Below are 17,332 nucleotides of genomic sequence, written 5' to 3' on the forward strand. Positions count from 1 at the left end.
TTATGCACTTCCCTCTCCGGCGATGTCGCCGGACAGCGGCGCATGTAATTCGGTCACGCGGGGTGTTCTGCGGCGCGCCAGCGCGAAACACAGAACAAGCCCGGACCTGGCTAAGTAAATGGACGCCTTGACCGGACCCTGGCTGGGAGTGCCCGCCTGGCGGGCCTTCATCTCCACAGGCACCTGGGTTACCGTGCAGCCGGACTTGATTGCCACAACAAGGGAGTCGATGGTGTCGCCCAGGTACTCAGCCGGAAAGTGCGATATATATTGCCGGATCGCAGTCTCGTTCCCGGCGCGGAAACCAGACGTCACGTCTGTGAGACTCGTTCCGGCAATGCCGGAGATGACCTTGGCTAGAAAAAACATGGCCCAACGGCGGGGACCCTTAGCACCATAGTTGCCTCGGCCCGCGAACCTTGCGCCGATTGAGATGTCCGCATGTTCGAGCCCCGCCAGCACGCGATCGATATCGTGCGGATCGTGCTGCCCATCAGCATCTACCTGAATAACGGCCCGGTACCTGTTGCGGAGAGCGTACTTGAACCCCGCCCGCATGGCCCCGCCGACGCCGAGGTTAAACGGCAAACGAAGTACCGTGGCCCCGGCTTCCTGGGCGATCCGCGGCGTGTCGTCCTTGGAGCCGTCGTCGACGACCAGAACGTCATGCTGAGGAACTGTGGATAACACGTGGCGGATGGTGTTCCCGATCGCTTCCGCTTCGTTCCACGCCGGCATGACAATGAGCACGCCAGATCGCTGTGAGTTACGCATGATTGGCAAGTATAGCGGTGAGAGCGGGTCCCCTTGACGGCATAAAACGACGTGCAGGCCTGACACCATGGCGTATCTCCCCCCTCGATGCCCGTGAATTCCAAGCAAGTTGCCCATCCTTGTAAGGTTGGGTGTGACTTATGAGGAGCTTGATCGATGACTTGGTGGGAAACCCTCCCTACGTTCGCCGCAACATTACTGGTATACTTCCTGCCGGGCCTGCTGATCCTTGCCGCAGCTGGAGTGCGGCGGCTTAATCTTGCCGCGCTGGCTGCCCCTGTCTCGGCGTCGGTGGCTGGAAGCGTCGCCATCGTGCTGCCATACGGAGGCCTTCCGTTCAACCCTGTCTCGTATTTCTTATTCTCTGTACTACTGGCCGTGCTCGTTCTGGCGCTCCGGTATTCCATCCGCCACCGGACCCATGGGAACGGGCTCGGCAAGTTTCTTGAAGCGAATGCGCGGATGGAATCGATCGGATGGAGCTCCCGGATAACCCGCTGGGCGATCCCGTTCGCAGCGGTGTTCCCTGCCCTCATTATTGCTGCCCGCTACGTCGCGGGGTTCGGTTCGCCGGAAAGCATTTCTGAATCCTTTGACAACATTTACCATCTCAACGCTGTGCGCCACATCGCAGAAACCCAAAACGGCTCTACCCTAACCCTAGGAAATTTGACCGAAGCTTCGCAGACGCTGTATCCGGCGGCGATGCATGATGCAATGGCCTTGGTGCTCATGCTCGGCGCGCCATCCGTCATGGTGGCCGTAAACGTCGGAACCATAGTGACTGGTGCCATCGTCTGGCCATTGGCGTGTATTTTCCTGATAAGCCGTGTAGTGGGATATAGGCCTGTCCCGCTCATCGCGGCCGGAGTTCTCTCGGCCGGATTCAGTTCATTTCCGTATCTTATGGTCGCCTACGGCGTCCTCTACCCCTACCACGCAGCCTTAGCAATTCTGCCGGTTGCGCTTGGACTGGCAGCGGAATCGTTGGGCATGTCCCGTCGGCCGTCAGAATGGAAGCTTCCGCCACTATTAGCGCTGGGAGCTACGCTGCCCGGACTTGCCCTGTCCCATCCGAGCGCGGCGGTGGGGCTCCTGGTCTTGATATCGCCGATCGTTCTGGCCAGCCTGGCACGGCTATGGAGCGGTACCAGGAGCGGGCTGGTCACTAGGGCGCATGCTAAAAAGTGGTCACTGCTTACGGCCATGTATTTTGTGGCAACTCTTGCCATCTGGGTGACAGTCCGGCCCGATCTGGCTTCAGCAGGTTGGACAGCAATTCAGACTAATGCCCGGGCTGTCGGCGAGGTTCTGGGCAGTGCCCCGATGGGAGCGACTACTGCCTGGTTGCTTTTGATTCTGACTATTGCCGGTTTCTGCGTCATTGTGTCCGATCTGGCACGTTACTGGTGGATTGCGGGAATCTACTTGATTGGTGCTGTTCTCTATATCGTGGCTTCGAGCTGGAGCGACGGTGACGTCCGCAATTTCCTAACCGGCGTTTGGTATAGAGACAGCTATCGTCTTGCTGCGCTGCTCCCTATGGTCACTCTTCCCGTCGTGGTTCTGGGTGCTGAGTGGATTGTGAAGAGAGTCTCTAAACTCGCACTGGCCCTCTCCCAGACGCCCGACAGCTTGCCCCGTCCCACCCGCCTGCTGCTTCAACGAACGGGGCCCAAGAGTGGTGTGATTGCGGCAGGCGCTGTCCTCATCGCTCTTGGCGTTGGGGCCCAGGGCGGGAGCCTTTCCTCCGTGCAGGAACGGCTAACGACCGTCTTTACGACCACCGACGAGTCAAGACCATTGAGCGAAGACAACATTGCCCTTTTCGCCGAGATCACCGACATCGTGCCGCAGGATGAAATGATTGTGGCAAATCCTCGTACAGGCGCGTCCTTGGCCTACGCGTTCAGCGGCCGCCGGGTTGTCGCCCCTCACATCTTCGGTACCCGTACTGAACAGGAACGGCTACTTCTGGAGCACTGGGGCGAGGCGGCCTATAACGAACGGGTCTGCCCGGCCATCAGGGAGATGGACGCCTATTGGGCGCTGGATTTCGGAACTGACGAGATTTTCAGTCCCGAGGGCGAACCTCATCTGGGGCTCCGCGATCTGCCTGACAATTCCGCTCCTGGAGTGGAGATGGTGAAGGAGGTGGGCGATTCACGCCTCTTTCGAGTTACAGCGTGCGACTAGGCAGTCCAGCGCCGCTGTCCTGGCAAAGGACTCCAAAATCCCCGAACCTGTCGAAGCTCGGACGGTTCGCTTCAAGGCCCACCCCGCGCCCCTGGCCCGGCGGTACCTGGGCCAGATCGATGCCTAGCCCCGCAGCATCTACCCGGATGACGCCCGTTCGCACCGCTAGAGCTTTCCTGGCTCCTCACAGTTGAGGGTGTAATTGCCGGCTGAATGTTGGCCGGCGCGTCGGCCCGGGGCAGCGATGCGCGAACGCAGCCGGAGGCCCGATCTTGTGTCACCGTTCGCAGTGGACTTCTTCGCGTACCCGCTCAGATCGGTCAACGGCGCACCTGGTAGCGCAGGTGAAGCACCCGGTTGCCCTGGATCACCACGTCAGGGTCCTCCAACAGGTGCTGTGCTTGTAACGACCCGAAGTAGCGCTTGCCGGACCCAAACACGACGGGTACGACGTCCATGCGCACCTCGTCGACCAGGCCCGCGGCAAGCACCTGGCCACCAGCGGCGACTGACGATGCGGTCACCCGCGAGCTCCTGGGCCTTGGCCACGGCTGCCTCGACGCCGTCGACGAAGTGAAACGGCGCCTCGGGGTCCCAGCCCTCGGGCTTCGGCCGGTGCGTCACGACGACCACGTGGTCGACCCCGCCCGGAGGCTTCCCGTCCCAGCCGTCCGTCATGTCGAAGACGTGGCGGCGGACGATTGTCGCCCCGATCTGGTCCCAGTACGGCCGGGTGTAGTCGTAGGACGCCTGCGACACCTTCACCTCGCCGCTCCCGTCCAACGGGACGTCACCGCTGGACAACCAGTCGAACAGCGGTCTTGCGGCTGGCGCACGAGCCGATGGGTTGGCGGCCGACCACGCTGGTGGTCACGATCCGTCGCTATCGGCGCTCCGGCTGCGGGCAGTGAGGCGCTAGGACACCGGCCTGGCTGCTGAGCCGCGGGCGAGCTCCCGCGGCGTGGTCTGCGGCGTGGTCTGCGGCGGGCGCTCGAAGGCATCGTGCGCCAGCGCCTGACCGTCGCTCGTGTCGCTGAAGGATTCGGGGTCGCCTGGAACACCGCCAACGACGCCGTCCAAACCGAGGGCAGGCGGGGTTCTGATCGACGCTCCGCACCGGCTCGACGGCATCCAGGTTCTCGGCGCCAATTATCACTTCTGGAGGTACACCCGGCGCGGCGACATGTACGTCACGGTGATCATGGACCTTACACCTTATTGGGGCACGCTTTCCGTGACGGTCAGGTCGTGTTCTTTCGGCTGGACAGATATGCCAGTTTGGCGAACTCCGGGACGAGGTTGCGCCCGATCCACTCCAATGCCAATGGTGAACCCGTCTGCATGGCGATCGCGTCGGCTTCAGCGATGAAGTGAACTGGGCTGGCGCCAAAACGCGGTAGTGAAGGTAACTCTCCCCGCTCGCGATACTCTGACAACTCGTTGCCACTTACTGCCACGATCAAGACGTCCGCTGACAGTTCAGCGGCACGCTCGTGTGGCAGGATAAAGGAGACGAGCCGTCCGTCGTCGGAGCTTTGTCCTGAAGACAAGGAGCGAAGCGAAGGCGCGTCGGCGAGCCCGAATTCCCGCATCACCTGCATGGGTATCGACTCTGCCGCATGAACCACAACATCGGCGCCTTGCACCGTGGAGGCCTCGACGTACAGGGCCGTGGCGCCATCTAACCCGTTATAGTCTCGAACTGCGTTTGTGACCAACGCGTCCGCCACCTCTATGAGCGCGGCCACCCCTTTCTCTCGCCCCAGTGCACGGCCAGTGATAGCCGCCAACTCGCGCCATCCATCTGCCACATCATTTTTTTGCGCTGCGATAACCGGGGCGATGGCCGACAGTTGCTTGAAGGACTCCGCCGACAATTCGGTACTCATCGCGAGAATCAGGTCCGGTTTCAGTTCCGCTATGTCCTCGATCGGCACACCCTGGCTGTCATCAAGATGGATGGGCCTTACTTCCTGGAACCCATTGATCGCCCGCCGGAACCACGGTGTATCGGCGATCCTTGGCATGGCAACCGGAACCAGTTCGAGCCCCGCACAGATATCCGCTTCCATGGCGGCGAGGACAACAACGCGATCAGGCAAGGCCTCAATCGTGGTGGAACCGAACGCGTGTGTCAGCGTCACGGGGAAAGCGCTAGCATCCGGTTCCACCCCCTTGGAGCCCGGCTCCCCGGAGCAGCCAGCAAGCATAAGGGGCAAAGCGCTAGCTGCCATCAGAAAGCTTCGGCGCCCAAAGATGTGATTACTTTTTTCTCTACCGACCCTGATCCTGGGCATCTTGTCAATCCTCGACATTCGTTCTAAGCTCCTTGCCCGCATCGTGTGCAGGCGAATCCATTATGGGCGGACAGAGGCGTGCATTAGCCGTGCTCAGGCTGCAGATCGTCGCCTGAGCTGCGCCACCACGTCCCGGACGGGTCCGTCCATCAGCACTTCGCCGTGTTCCAACAGGACACCGCGCTCACATACTGTGGAAACGAGGTCCAGGTCATGGCTTACGACAAAAAGCGTCTTGCCTTTATCCGACAGCTCCTTGATCTTCGCAATGCACTTGCGCTGGAAGGGTTCGTCGCCGACGGCGAGAATTTCGTCAATAAGGAAGACCTCGGGGTCTGTATGGACCGCGATGGAGAACGCCAGCCGGAGGTACATGCCCGAGGAATAGAACTTGACTTCGGTGTCGATGAACTCACCGATCTCAGAGAACTCCACGATGGAGTCAAACATGTCATCGATATGCTTCTCCGACATGCCCAGGATGGCGCCGTTCAGATAAACGTTGTCCCGTCCACTGAGGTCATGGTGGAAACCGGCCCCAACCTCGATCAGCCCTGCTACCCGGCCACGCGTGCGCACTGTTCCGCCGTCCGGCTGCAGCACGCCCGAGATCAGCTTCAACAGAGTCGACTTGCCGGATCCGTTGAGTCCCATGAGAGCCACAGTCTCTCCCTGTTTGACTTCGAGCGAGACGTCCTTGAGTGCAAGGAACCTCTTGGAGAGATCGCCCTTGCGGCCCTTGACCAACCACACGAGAGCTTCCTTGAGGGAGCGGGTGTGCCGCAGGACGAACTGCTTCCGGAGGCCGGTACAGCTAATGGCTACGTGGCCATGCGAGGTCATGTCAGAGCTCCTGGGCGAAGTGTACGGAAAGGCGGCGGAACATCAACTGACCAAGGAACAGGATGGCAAGAGAGATGAGCAGGGACAAAGGGAGCCAGAATCCCAGCAGGTCGGGAGGCATGGTGTCGCTGACCACTTGGTCCGCCTTCAGCGTCGGCTCCCAGAAAGTCCAGTGGAAGACCTCGACTGCGGTGGTGATCGGGTTCAGCTGGTAGACCCAGTACCAGGGTCCCATGACGCGCTCCACCATGGTCCAAACGTAAAGAACAGGCGAGGCCCAGGTGACCACCATAACGATCATGTCCACAATGTTCTCGGAGTCGCGGAAGTAGACGTTGACGGCGCCAAACATCAGGCCCAGACCGGTAGCCAGCACTGCCATCATGAAGAAGATCAGGACGGCCGCGGCCAGTTGCAGGACGGACGGCGTCCAGCCCACAACCAGGCACGCCCCGACCAGCACCAGCAGTTGCGGCAGGAAGTGAGCGGCCGAGACCCAGACGGTCGCCGCCGGAAACAATTCCCGCGGCAGGTAGATCTTCCGGATGAGATCCCGGTTGTCCACGATGGAACGGGTGGCATTGGACAGGGATTCCGTGAAGAAGTTGACCAATACGATGCCCGAAAAGAGGTAAATGGCGTAGTTCGGTGTCCCTTGCTCAAGGTTCAGGAAGACGCCCAACGCGATGAAGTAGATAAGAAACTGCATCAGCGGTTTCACATAGGACCACATCAGCCCGAGCACCGATCCGCGGTAGCGGATTTTGATTTCCTTGCGTACCAGCAGCTTCAGCAGGAAACGGTCGCCGTAGATATCGAGGAGACCCCGGCCTGTTCCGGGTTTAACCAGCTCGTCAATCTGGCTGCCCATCTAGCGGCCGTCCCGGGAGTCGGCGTCGAACGTCTTCTTCCAGGCCGCCATCGAGGTAATCTCCGGAACGGCACTGCGGTACTGCTCAGCCAGCTTGTCCCACTCACGGTAGAGCCGAAGGTGCAGGCGGGTGGCCTCGGCCAGCATCGACTTAAGCTTTTTGGGATCACGCCGGTACCAGGAGGCCCCGGTGCCCTCGGCGTTGGACACAATGACGCTGTCGTAGTGTGCAAGCCGGAACCAACGGTTGTCGCGATGTGCCAGGAAGCCCTGCGGACGTTCGGAGCTCTCCGGCGCGGGGGTCTGAACCAACTGCCTCGACACGGTCTTGATACCCCAGGGAACAAGGTCCTTCTTGCGCGGCATGCCAATCGGGGCACCCCCCATGGGGCCGCGGCCCAGCTTTGGCGCCGGGAAGTCGTCAACGTCGTCCTTCAACTGGGCGTCCGGGTATTCGGACTTCAGCGCATTGATCTCAGGAAGTCTGGTGGCCAGGACTCGGTGGAGGTCATCGGGTCCCTTGAAGATGTCCTTGAGCGCTTCAATCCGGCCGTGCTCGGTGAAGTACTGCATTGATACGAGGTGCTTGACATCGGCCTGGACAGATTCCCGCAACACGCGCCCACCTTTGGGGTAAGGGCTGTGGATGAGGGTCGTGATCAGCCTGTTGCGGCCATGGAAGTATGACTGCCATCCGACCATGTCGTCTTTGTCGGCCCACGAGACGTGCCAAACCGCTGCGCCCGGCATCGATACTGTCGCGAAGCCGGCCTCCCGGGCACGGAGTCCGTATTCGGCGTCGTCCCACTTGATGAACAGCGGGAGGGAGAGCCCGATTTCCTCGATCACCTTCGTCGGAATGAGGCACATCCACCAGCCGTTGTAGTCGACGTCCACCCGTCGGTGCAGCCAGGCAGTCTGGCGGAGGTTGGCGACGCTGAAGTCGTGACGAAGCTCCATGTCGGCGTGTGGCTGGGCCGGCACGATCCGGTAAGGATCGACGACCTCACCGAAAGTGTGCAGGACGCTGCGGCTGTACAGGTCAAACATGTGTCCGCCGACGATAGTCGGTCTGCGGCAACGGTCTGCGAACGTGAGAAGCCGGACAATGCTTTCGGGCTCCACAACAATGTCGTCGTCAAGCAGCAGTACGTAGTCGCTGCCGTTCTCCACGGCCTCGTACATGCCGCGGGCAAAGCCGCCGGACCCGCCCAGGTTTGCCTGGTTAATCACCCGCAACTTGCCCCCGAGGGACGCTTTTACTTCAGCGAAACCCTGCAGGTCCTCCACCTTCTCCGTGCCCTGGTCAACGATCAGGATTTCCTTGACGTTGGTGAGGACGTCCATGTTCTCCGCAAGGATCCGGGCGTTGTTGAGGCAGAACTCGGGCTTGTTCATCGTCGTGATTTCCAGCGTCACCTGCCCGTTTTCACGGGCGGCCTCCGCTGTCTCCCACTGTCCGCTTTCCAGCACCAGTCCTTCAGCGGTGGCAGCGAGATCAAACCAGTACCAGCCGCCGTCACCAAATGGTTTGAGCGGTAGCTCGAAAACCGAGGTGGTATCCGCTTCGACGTGGCGGCCGTCCACCCGCTGAACGGAGCCGCGGGCGTTTGACTTGTAGACCGTGACGGTTCCGGCACCCCTTGTCCTGACGACGAGCCGGATATCACGGACGGACGTCCAGCGCCGCCAATAACTCGCGGGAAATGCATTGAAGTAAGTGCCGAAAGAAATCTGCTCGCCGGCTCGAATCCGCATGGATTCGCGTGACAGTAAGTCCTCGAAGTGCGCCTGGCTTACGCCGGAGCTAAACATCTGCAGTTTGTCTTCAGGCAGCTTCGGCGAGCGCGCCAGTTCGTCATTCTCCCGCAAACGGATACCGCTCGCCGGACCAGCATCCACGTATAGCGGGATGGTGTCCGTCTGGTCGGCGGACGGGAGGATCACTCGCTGAAGAACGCTCCATGAAGACGACTCTTCAGTGGTAGTCATGCGTCCACGCCTCCGCTTTCCAGCTGTACGCCGCTCTCAAAGTGCGGCCGGATCTTGTTGTCGAACATGTTCAGCGCGGACCCGATGGCCATGTGCATGTCGAGGTATTTGTAGGTTCCCAGCCGGCCGCCGAACAGGACGGCCTTCTCCGCTGCTGCCAGGTCGCGGTATTTGAGCAACCGGTCGCGGTCCGCTGAGGTGTTAATTGGGTAGTACGGCTCATCGTTTTTCTCGGCGAAGCGCGAGAACTCGCGCATGATGACCGTCTTCTCTGTCTGGTAATCACGCTCAGGGTGGAAGTGGCGGGGTTCGATGACGCGCGTGTACGCCACGTCGTCGTCGTTGTAGTTCACTACCGATGTTCCCTGGAAGTCCCCGACCTCAAGAACCTCTTCCTCGAAGTCGATGGTGCGCCAAGACAGGTCACCTTCTGCGTAGTCAAAGTAACGGTCGACCGGGCCCGTGTAGATCACCGGGATGTTGCCGACAACTTTGTTCTTGCTGTACTCGTGCGACTCGTCAAAGAAGTCGGTGTTCAGCCGGACCTCAATGTTCGGGTGCTCAGCCATCTTCTCAATCCACGCTGTGTAACCGTTTGTGGGCAGACCCTCGTACTTGTCGTTGAAGTACCGGTTGTCGTAGTTGTAACGAACAGGCAACCGCGAAATGATCCCCGCCGGCAGGTCTTTGGGGTCCGTCTGCCACTGTTTGCCGGTGTAGTGCTTGATAAACGCCTCATACAGGGGCCGGCCGATCAGCTGGATGCCCTTGTCATTAAGGTTCTGCGGATCAGTTCCGGCAAGCTCGCCGGCCTGCTCCTGGATGAGGTCCCTCGCCTGGCCAGGGGTCAGGTTAGCGCGGAAGAACTGGTTAATCGTGGCCAGGTTAATCGGCAGGGAGTAGACCTCGCCCTTGTGCACGCCGTAAACCTTGTGGACATAGTTCGTGAAGGTGGTGAACCGGTTGACGTACTCCCACACGCGCTCGTTGGACGTGTGGAACAGGTGGGCACCATAGCGGTGCACCTCGATACCCGTTTGCTCTTCTTTTTCGCTGTAGGCATTGCCGCCGATGTGGTGGCGGCGGTCGATAACGACAACCTTCAAGCCGAGCTCAGTAGCGGCCTGTTCTGCGATCGTCAGGCCAAAAAAGCCGGATCCTACAATGACGAGGTCAGCGGTCACAAAATCTCCTGGTTTGAATGCGGGCAGCGCAATGGTGCGCATTGTCTGCTGCTCCAGCCTACCCGAGGCACCGCAGGCGCCGTCGAATCAAGCGCCGCCCCAACCCGGCCAGGATCAGGCTTGGGACTCAGACAGGACGCCGTCGATCTCAACGTATGCGCCTTGACTTCGGGCACACCCACTCCGCGCTTTCCTGCTTCAGCGGGTGACCCGCGTTACCAACCCAGCGCCGATTACAGATTCGTCAGAAACATCAGCGCTGGCTGCAACAATGCTCACACACGGGCTCCCTTTGTACTCAAGACCGCCACTGCAGGCCAATTAGTAGCGATCTCAACCGAGCAGCGCCCGGCGTTGTCCACATACGGAGACTCTTTCAACCGAGGCCGCGCACCGCTGGCTAGCGTGGGCTAAAAGGCCGTGAGGATTTGTACCGATGAAGTTTCATTGCACGCTGGTCCGCAGCACCGGTTCCGGGATGCAGGAATCACCAAGTGAACTCACCATCAACGCACCCGAAGGGACCGCCGGCGCAGTTGTCCATGCCCAGCTGATTCAGGAGTTCGGGACCGGGCCGATCACTATTCACGGCAAAGACATCCACTCAATGACCGTGGGTGAGGCCCCATTGGTTAACGGCGCGGTTCTGGTGGACGGGGTTTACGAGCGAAATGCCCGGAAGTTCCGACCACGGGCGCCGGCCGAGGACGCCCAGCTTGCTCTGGCCGTCCACACCGGCATCGGAGCTGGCACCGTTGTCCCGCTGCGGCGCGGTTCCTACACCATCGGCCGGAGCGGTACCCGCATTGTGATCCCCGACCCCGAGCTGTCCCGTGAGCACGCCCGCCTCGTCGTCACAGAGACAGACATCATGATCATTGACCTGGACAGCGCCAACGGCATCCACGTCGACGGCGAACGGGTCCGGAACGCCGTCATCTCCACGAAATCGAGCATCACCTGCGGCAACACAACCATGTCGCTGGTTTTTGTGGACCTGACGGACAAAGCACTTGCCGACGCCGGGACCTCCACCCAGCTGCCTCTCACTCTCCCTGGCCGAATGGATACAGGCAACAAGGCGGTGCTCCTGCTGACCGCCGTTCTTCCTTTGCTGATTGGGATAGGACTCGCCGTGCTCAACGGCATGTGGATGTTCCTCGCCTTTGCTGCAACCTCGGCAGTTTCTGTCCTTGTGCCCCTCGCCTCAGGGCGCCGGCAGCGCCGCGACCTCACACGAGCCGTCGCAGCCGCCGTGGCAGAAGACCGGGAACGGCGACGCCGGTCCGGCCCCTCCCTCGCCATCCTGGCGCTGGCCGTCAGTCAAAGACAGGGCCCTACCTCAGTTTCCTCTGGCGAGGAAGGGGTTTGGCTGCGCGTCGGCGAAGCTCCGCAGCCAGCAAACGTGAGAGTTGAGCCAGCCGTATCATCGGTGGGCATTCCCAGCGTAGGCGCGGTTCCCGTGTTCCTGGACCCAGGGATGCCCAGGACAACCCTCCGCGGACCAAGTGCAGTGGCGGACGGCATCGTCCGTTCCTTCGTGATGCAACTTGCGGGCTACCCCAGAGGCCACGGCACACGAGTTGTCATTCATGGCGAAGCAGCCCGCCTTCCCCTGGGCGCCCGATATCTGCCCGGCGTCATTCTCACCGCTTCTGCATCTGATCTTCTCCGCATCCTTAACGAGGGCTTCGGGCGGAGCTATCAACGCGGCGTACTCCTGCTGCTGCCAACTTCCGATGCAGGAGACGACGACGGCGCTGTTTGCGTAACTGCGGCGGCCCTCGGTTGGCAGGTCCTTGAGTTTCCAGCGGCGGAGGTAAATGGCGGCACCTGTGTTGTAGAACTTGCCGAGCGGAAATCCCTCCTGCGGCTTCCGGCCCGCGACGTTGCCTTTGTCCCGGACCTGGCACCAGAGGACGTCTTTCTCAGTTTCTGCAGGCACTTGGCCGTGCATGCCGAGCGGCGGGATAACGACGATCCTGCTGTCCCCGCTGTGTGCTCTCTCCAGGACGTGCTGCCGCTCGCTCCCCACCAAACTGCTGCCCGCTGGAATGCGAGCGCCCGGGACCACCGTCTGAACATTCCTTTGGGGATGGGCGCCACGGGAACGCGCACCATGGACCTTCAGTCCGACGGACCCCACCTACTGGTTGCAGGTACCACCGGCTCCGGCAAGTCGGAACTGCTCCGCAGCCTCACCCTGGCTTTGGCCCTCTGCCACCCACCCGAGCGGGTGAACTTCCTTTTTGTTGATTTCAAGGGCGGATCCGGGCTCGGTCCCCTCGCGGAACTCGTCCACTGCGTCGGGCTCCTGACGGACCTGTCCGCCTACGAGATTGAACGCGCTCTTACTTCTCTGCGTGCAGAAGTCCGGCTGCGCGAGGAAGCGCTGGCCTCCGCACGGGTGCCGGATCTCACGGCATACCGGCACACCCGCGCTTCACAGGATTTCCCACTCCCCCATCTGGTCATTGTCATTGATGAGTTCCGCATGCTCGTGGATGATGCCCCGGAGGCGCTTCGGGAACTTATGCGGCTCGCGGCCATCGGCCGCTCACTCGGAATCCACCTGGTCATGGCCACCCAACGGCCACAAGGGGCGCTGACCGCAGACATTCGGGCCAATGTCACCTCCAGCATTGCGCTTCGGGTGCAATCGGAGATGGAGTCCTCGGACATTATCAATTCGAAGGTTGCCGCCGGTATTAGCGTCGAAGCACCGGGCCGGGCCTTCCTGGCGCGTGGCACGGAGGCTCCCCTGGAATTTCAGACGGCATCCATAGGACCAGCGCAGGCTGGGTCCAGCCCGGCCGACGCAGTCAAGGTACAACTTGCCGCGGACTGTCTTGCCTTCACTGGGTTCGGCGGGGCTGATATTCGTCGTCCCACCGGGCAGACGCCAGCCCAGGCTGCACGCCCACTGGTGGCGATGGTGCGGGACCTGTGGCGTGAGCGGAAGGGAGCGGCGCCCAGGCGGCCAGTCGCTCCTCCCCTCCCTTCGAACCTGGCCGCGCCACAAGAGGAAACACCGTCATCTCCAACGCTCCACAGGAGTGCGGCATGGTCGATTAGACTCGGCCTGCTGGACCTGCCGGAAAAGCAAAGAGTGGTGCCACTTGAGTGGAAACCAGCCGAAGACAGCCACCTTGCCCTCATCGGTGCTCCGTCTTCCGGTGCCACGGAGGCCCTGGAACTGGCTGTTATGCAGCTGCTTCTCAGCCCGTCCGAAGCACACGGCTACATCCTGGATGCAGGCGGTACCTTCCTGAATTTGGCCACACACCCCAATATCGGGGCGCATGCGGGCCTGCACGAGCTGCGGCGGGCCGTCCGCGTGCTCGAGCGCCTAAAGAAGGAGTTGGCACGCCGGCTGAGCCAAACCGGCAAGCGGGACGGCGTGCCCTTGGTCCTTGTCATCTCCGGGTGGGGCTCGTGGATTTCGGCGTTCCGCGCCGGGCCTTTGGCCTGGGCTGAAGACCTTGTCCAGGACCTTGCCCGCGACGGCGGGGCGGCTGGGATCATCGTGATGATCGCCGGCGATCGTGAGCTCGTCAGCTCGAGGGCGTTTTCGGCATTACCCAACCGGCTCTACTTCCCCACAGGTTCCAATACGGACAGCCGGATAGCGTGGCCACGAATGCCTGCGACGGCCGAGATCAAAGGGCGTGCCGTGGCATTCGGTCCCGTCTCCCGTGGGATGCCGGCTGTCTGCCAGCTGTACTGCGTCAGCCTCCACCACTCCTGGCATTCAGGACCAACGGCCCGTCTGGGCAGCCAAGAAATCCTGGAGAGTGCGGATAGCGTGGGCAGCCAACCCACCAAACGCCCGTTCAGGGTTGAACAACTGCCGGCGTTGGTGCCGGCCGCGAAGATGCGGCCAACGGCACGGTCCGCCGCCATGGCACAGCCCCTGGTTGACCGCGGCCAACCCATAGCGCGAGGTAGCACCACGCGGCAGGACATCCTCGTGGGGGTGGGCGGCGACGAACTCAAGCCAGCGTCCTGCAGGTTGCAGGGGGCAGGAGTACTCACCGTTTTGGGTGGACCCGGATCAGGAAAAACTAACCTCCTTCGCGCACTGCCCCTGATGAATCCCGACGCCGGCCCTTGGCTCTCTCCCGAAGAAGGAACCGACCCCTACGATTTCTGGAAGCGGGAACTTGCCACCGCAGCAGCAGGTGAAACGCCGGAGGGTACCGTGGCGTTGGCCGATGACGCCGATCTTCTCTCCGCCGAAACCATCCGGAATCTGACGGACCTCAACGCCTTGGGCTACCCAGTGATCCTCACCGCGACCTACAGCTCCTTGCTCATACAACGGGTGCCGCTGGTCATGAGCTCCCGCTCGGCCGGCACCGGTCTCCTGCTCGCACCACGTTCCCTATCGGACGGTGACCTATTCGGTGTTCGGTTCGAGGTGGAGGCCAATGCACCGCCAGGCAGGGGCATTCTCATCTGCCAGGGCATCTCCCGAAGCATCCAGGTGGGCTGGGCTGCTCCCGGGGAGGGAGCATGATGCGCAACGGAAGGAGAGCACCGCTCAAAGAACTGAGGAGCAGCTGCCAAACACACAACGGGTACCCCGGCTACACGGTTAGAGGGCCGGCTTACGTGGTCACAGGGCCGGCGTCGCGCTCCCGGTACGGGAGGCGAAACTGATGACCTTGTTCTGGAACAGCAGCACGATGGCGGTGACGGCCGGGACCAGCATCGCCATCCCAGCCAAAGGAAGACCGGCACTCAGTGTGGGAAATCCGATGGTCAGAACGAACAACTGCGCCACCAGCGCTGCCGCCCTGGTCCAGCGGTATCCCCGGTAAAGGAACAACGCCACGGAGTACAGCCAGGCCGAGAAAGCCAGCAGCAGCCCAAGGGTGAACACGGCACCCCAAAAGGAGAGAACCGGGCTGCCCGCTGCCAGTTGGTAGCCGTACCAGGCAGCAGCTGCCAACAGCGCTGTCGCCTCCGCCGCCACAATCAGCGCCACCACGAGGACAGCTGCCGGCCGGGCGCCCGGCTGCAGGTCCGGCACCGGCTGCCCGGGGTCTTGGCCCAGGCCTTCTGGGTCGCTCGGCGGGTCTGTGGGGTATACAGGGGGTCTTGACACACTGGCACCCTACCGGACATAGTCGGACAGTGGTGAGGGCCAATACCGCCACTGTGATGTATCGCTCAGCGTTCCCGGGATTTCAAGCCTTATTACCCCTTGTTTACACAGCGTTAACATGACAGGGTTGATTCAGATGACCAACGGGGCCCTGCCGGGCCCCTTTCCTTTGCAGCTACTAGTGAATAATTTCACAAAGAGCTTTTCCCAGAATTGGAGCAACTGATCAGCATGGATTGGCGTAATCGCGCAGCGTGCCTCGAAAAGGACCCGGAACTGTTCTTCCCCGTAGGAAACACAGGTCCCGCGCTCCTGCAGATTGAGGAAGCGAAAAGCGTCTGCCGCCGGTGCCCGGTAGTGGACACATGCTTGCAGTGGGCCCTCGAGTCGGGCCAGGATGCCGGCGTCTGGGGCGGCATGAGCGAGGACGAGCGCCGCGCCCTGAAGCGCCGGGCAGCACGCGCCCGCCGCGCGTCCTGATTCTCAGGCATATCCGCGCAAGCTAACAGCGTTTACAAAAAGGCCCTGGCAGCAACCGCAAGGTTGCCACCAGGGCCTTTTGCTGTCCGCAGCTACTTTGCTTCGAGGCTAAGACGAATCTGAACAGCAGTACCGCCGCCCTCACGCGGCTGCCACTGGATAGTGCCGCCGAGCTCACTTGTCACCAGGGTGCGGACGATCTGCAGGCCGAGACCCTCAACATGGGGTGTCTCGGGCAGACCCACACCGTCGTCGGCGATAGTGACTGTCAGCTCCTCCTCGCCCTCATCCCCTTCCGAACGGTCAGCGAGAAGCCATACAGTTCCGGTACGGCCCTCAAGGCCATGCTCCACGGCATTGGTCACCAGTTCATTGATGACCAGCGCCAACGGAGTGGCGAAGTCACTGGGCAATTCACCAAATATGCCGGAACGCTCGGTCCTGACCTGCTGCGACGGTGAGGCAACTTCCGCTGAGAGGCGGAACTGCCGCCCGATCAGCTCATCGAAGTCGACGCTCTGCGTCAGGCCCTGGGACAAGGTTTCGTGAACCAGCGCGATGGTGGCCACCCGGCGCATCGCCTGCTCCAGGCCCTGCTTCGCCTCGTCACTGACCATCCGGCGGGACTGCATCCGCAACAGCGCGGCAACGGTCTGCAGGTTGTTTTTGACCCGGTGGTGGATCTCGCGGATGGTCGCGTCCTTGGTCACCAGCTCCATCTCGCGCCGCCGCAGTTCGGACACATCGCGGCAAAGAACCAGCGCGCCGAAGCGCTGCTGCTCATCACGCAGGGGAATCGCACGCAGGGACAGGCTCACGCCCCGGGATTCAATTTCGCTGCGCCACGGCATCCGGCCGGTAACCACGAGGGGCAGCGTTTCGTCCACCATGCGGCGGTCCTTCAGCAGGCTAGCTGTGACCTCGGCCAGCGAGCGCCCCTCCAGCGATTCCCCGTCACCGAGGCGGCGGAAAGCCGAGACACCGTTGGGGCTTGCGTACTGAACGATGCCCTCGGCGTCGAGCCGGATCAGCCCGTCACCCACGCGGGGGGCGCCGCGGCGGGAACCCGTGGGGGACGCGAAGTCCGGCCACAACCCCAGGGTGCCCATCCGCAGAAGGTCGTACGCGCACTGCCTGTACGTCAGCTCCAGTCGGGACGGCATGCGCGAACTCGACAGGTCCATGTGGGTGGTGACTACGGCCAGGGTGCGGCCGTTCCGGACCATGGGAACGGCCTCCACCCGCAGCGCCATGTCGCTGCTCCAGTTGGTTTCACTGGAGCGCTCGATGGAGCGGCTGTTCCAGGCCTTGTCCACCAGGGGCTGGAGATCCGAGCGGATGGGATCCCCCACGAAGTCGCCGTGGAACACGGTGTGGGTGGTGGAGGGCCGGACGTGCGCCAGCGCCACATACCCGTGGTCCGGGTGGGGGAACCAGAGCGCCAGGTCGGCGAACGCCAGGTCTGCGACCATCTGCCAGTCCCCCACCAGGAGGTGCAGCCATTCGGCATCCCCCGGCCCGAAATCAGCATGTTCCCTGATGGGGTCGGTAAAGATTGCCACTGCACCTCCATTTGCGACGCCAG

At 61.9% G+C, this 17,332-nt stretch carries 11 protein-coding genes and 2 pseudogenes; 4 read left to right on the forward strand and 9 right to left on the reverse strand.

The annotated features are described in order from the left end of the window. Positions 1 to 774, reverse strand: a complete 774-nt coding sequence (locus tag CXQ88_RS01100) for a glycosyltransferase family 2 protein (RefSeq protein WP_258061640.1) — start codon at positions 772 to 774, stop codon at positions 1 to 3. 156 nt (positions 775 to 930) lie between these two features. Here CXQ88_RS01100 and CXQ88_RS01105 point away from each other — a divergent pair, with 156 nt between their 5' ends. Further along, complete coding sequence (locus CXQ88_RS01105; RefSeq protein WP_104042331.1) at positions 931 to 2,970, forward strand: DUF6541 family protein; 2,040 nt, start codon at positions 931 to 933, stop codon at positions 2,968 to 2,970. A 320-nt stretch (positions 2,971 to 3,290) separates the two neighbouring features. Here the strand turns inward: CXQ88_RS01105 and CXQ88_RS01110 are convergent. Further along, positions 3,291 to 3,789, reverse strand: a pseudogene (locus tag CXQ88_RS01110) (dihydrofolate reductase family protein); the annotation flags it as partial. Here CXQ88_RS01110 and CXQ88_RS22220 point away from each other — a divergent pair. Then, a pseudogene (locus tag CXQ88_RS22220) lies at positions 3,783 to 4,186 on the forward strand (ISL3 family transposase); the annotation flags it as partial. The pseudogenes CXQ88_RS01110 and CXQ88_RS22220 overlap by 7 nt on opposite strands. A gap of 25 nt (positions 4,187 to 4,211) precedes the next feature. On the opposite strand, the gene CXQ88_RS01120 reads toward CXQ88_RS22220, so the two are convergent. The 5 genes from CXQ88_RS01120 to glf form a co-directional block, all read right to left on the reverse strand. Continuing rightward, on the reverse strand, positions 4,212 to 5,114 hold the full coding sequence (locus CXQ88_RS01120) for an ABC transporter substrate-binding protein (RefSeq protein ID WP_181037375.1): 903 nt from the start codon (positions 5,112 to 5,114) through the stop codon (positions 4,212 to 4,214). 246 nt (positions 5,115 to 5,360) lie between these two features. Then, positions 5,361 to 6,110, reverse strand: coding sequence for an ABC transporter ATP-binding protein (locus tag CXQ88_RS01125; protein WP_104042333.1), 750 nt, complete (start codon positions 6,108 to 6,110; stop codon positions 5,361 to 5,363). A 1-nt stretch (position 6,111) separates the two neighbouring features. Beyond that, positions 6,112 to 6,981, reverse strand: a complete 870-nt coding sequence (locus CXQ88_RS01130; protein ID WP_104042334.1) for an ABC transporter permease — start codon at positions 6,979 to 6,981, stop codon at positions 6,112 to 6,114. Next, positions 6,982 to 8,973, reverse strand: coding sequence for a glycosyltransferase (locus tag CXQ88_RS01135; RefSeq protein ID WP_104042335.1), 1,992 nt, complete (start codon positions 8,971 to 8,973; stop codon positions 6,982 to 6,984). It lies immediately after the preceding gene. Continuing rightward, positions 8,970 to 10,157: a UDP-galactopyranose mutase gene (glf, locus tag CXQ88_RS01140; RefSeq protein WP_104042707.1), complete on the reverse strand. Its 1,188-nt coding sequence runs from the start codon at positions 10,155 to 10,157 to the stop codon at positions 8,970 to 8,972. Before glf ends, CXQ88_RS01135 begins: the two co-directional genes overlap by 4 nt. 436 nt (positions 10,158 to 10,593) lie before the next feature. On the opposite strand from glf, the gene CXQ88_RS01150 reads away from it, so the two are divergent. Then, complete coding sequence (locus tag CXQ88_RS01150; protein ID WP_104042336.1) at positions 10,594 to 14,676, forward strand: FtsK/SpoIIIE domain-containing protein; 4,083 nt, start codon at positions 10,594 to 10,596, stop codon at positions 14,674 to 14,676. Positions 14,677 to 14,775: 99 nt separating this feature from the next. Here CXQ88_RS01150 and CXQ88_RS01155 read toward each other — a convergent pair whose 3' ends face one another. Continuing rightward, a complete protein-coding gene (locus CXQ88_RS01155) occupies positions 14,776 to 15,267 on the reverse strand; it encodes a hypothetical protein (RefSeq protein ID WP_104042337.1) in 492 nt (163 codons plus the stop codon). Positions 15,268 to 15,498: 231 nt separating this feature from the next. Between CXQ88_RS01155 and CXQ88_RS01160 the strand changes: the two genes are divergently transcribed. Next, the gene (locus CXQ88_RS01160) at positions 15,499 to 15,747 is read left to right on the forward strand and encodes a WhiB family transcriptional regulator (protein ID WP_015937605.1); all 249 of its coding nucleotides are present in this window, start codon (positions 15,499 to 15,501) and stop codon (positions 15,745 to 15,747) included. A 92-nt stretch (positions 15,748 to 15,839) separates the two neighbouring features. Here the strand turns inward: CXQ88_RS01160 and CXQ88_RS01165 are convergent, their stop codons facing one another. Continuing rightward, positions 15,840 to 17,309: a sensor histidine kinase gene (locus CXQ88_RS01165; protein WP_104042338.1), complete on the reverse strand. Its 1,470-nt coding sequence runs from the start codon at positions 17,307 to 17,309 to the stop codon at positions 15,840 to 15,842. Positions 17,310 to 17,332: the final 23 nt, after the last annotated feature.

This window comes from Arthrobacter sp. ZGTC412, assembly GCF_002929215.1.
In the GTDB taxonomy this organism is placed as follows: domain Bacteria; phylum Actinomycetota; class Actinomycetes; order Actinomycetales; family Micrococcaceae; genus Arthrobacter.

What these genes read in the sequence shown, in the direction of transcription:
- CXQ88_RS01135 (WP_104042335.1), bottom strand. Translation starts at nt 8,973, where the DNA reads ATGACTACCACTGAAGAGTCGTCTTCATGGAGCGTTCTTCAGCGAGTG.
- CXQ88_RS01100 (WP_258061640.1), bottom strand. Translation starts at nt 774, where the DNA reads ATGCGTAACTCACAGCGATCTGGCGTGCTCATTGTCATGCCGGCGTGG.
- CXQ88_RS01130 (WP_104042334.1), bottom strand. Translation starts at nt 6,981, where the DNA reads ATGGGCAGCCAGATTGACGAGCTGGTTAAACCCGGAACAGGCCGGGGT.
- CXQ88_RS01105 (WP_104042331.1), top strand. Translation starts at nt 931, where the DNA reads ATGACTTGGTGGGAAACCCTCCCTACGTTCGCCGCAACATTACTGGTA.
- CXQ88_RS01150 (WP_104042336.1), top strand. Translation starts at nt 10,594, where the DNA reads ATGAAGTTTCATTGCACGCTGGTCCGCAGCACCGGTTCCGGGATGCAG.
- CXQ88_RS01125 (WP_104042333.1), bottom strand. Translation starts at nt 6,110, where the DNA reads ATGACCTCGCATGGCCACGTAGCCATTAGCTGTACCGGCCTCCGGAAG.
- CXQ88_RS01160 (WP_015937605.1), top strand. Translation starts at nt 15,499, where the DNA reads ATGGATTGGCGTAATCGCGCAGCGTGCCTCGAAAAGGACCCGGAACTG.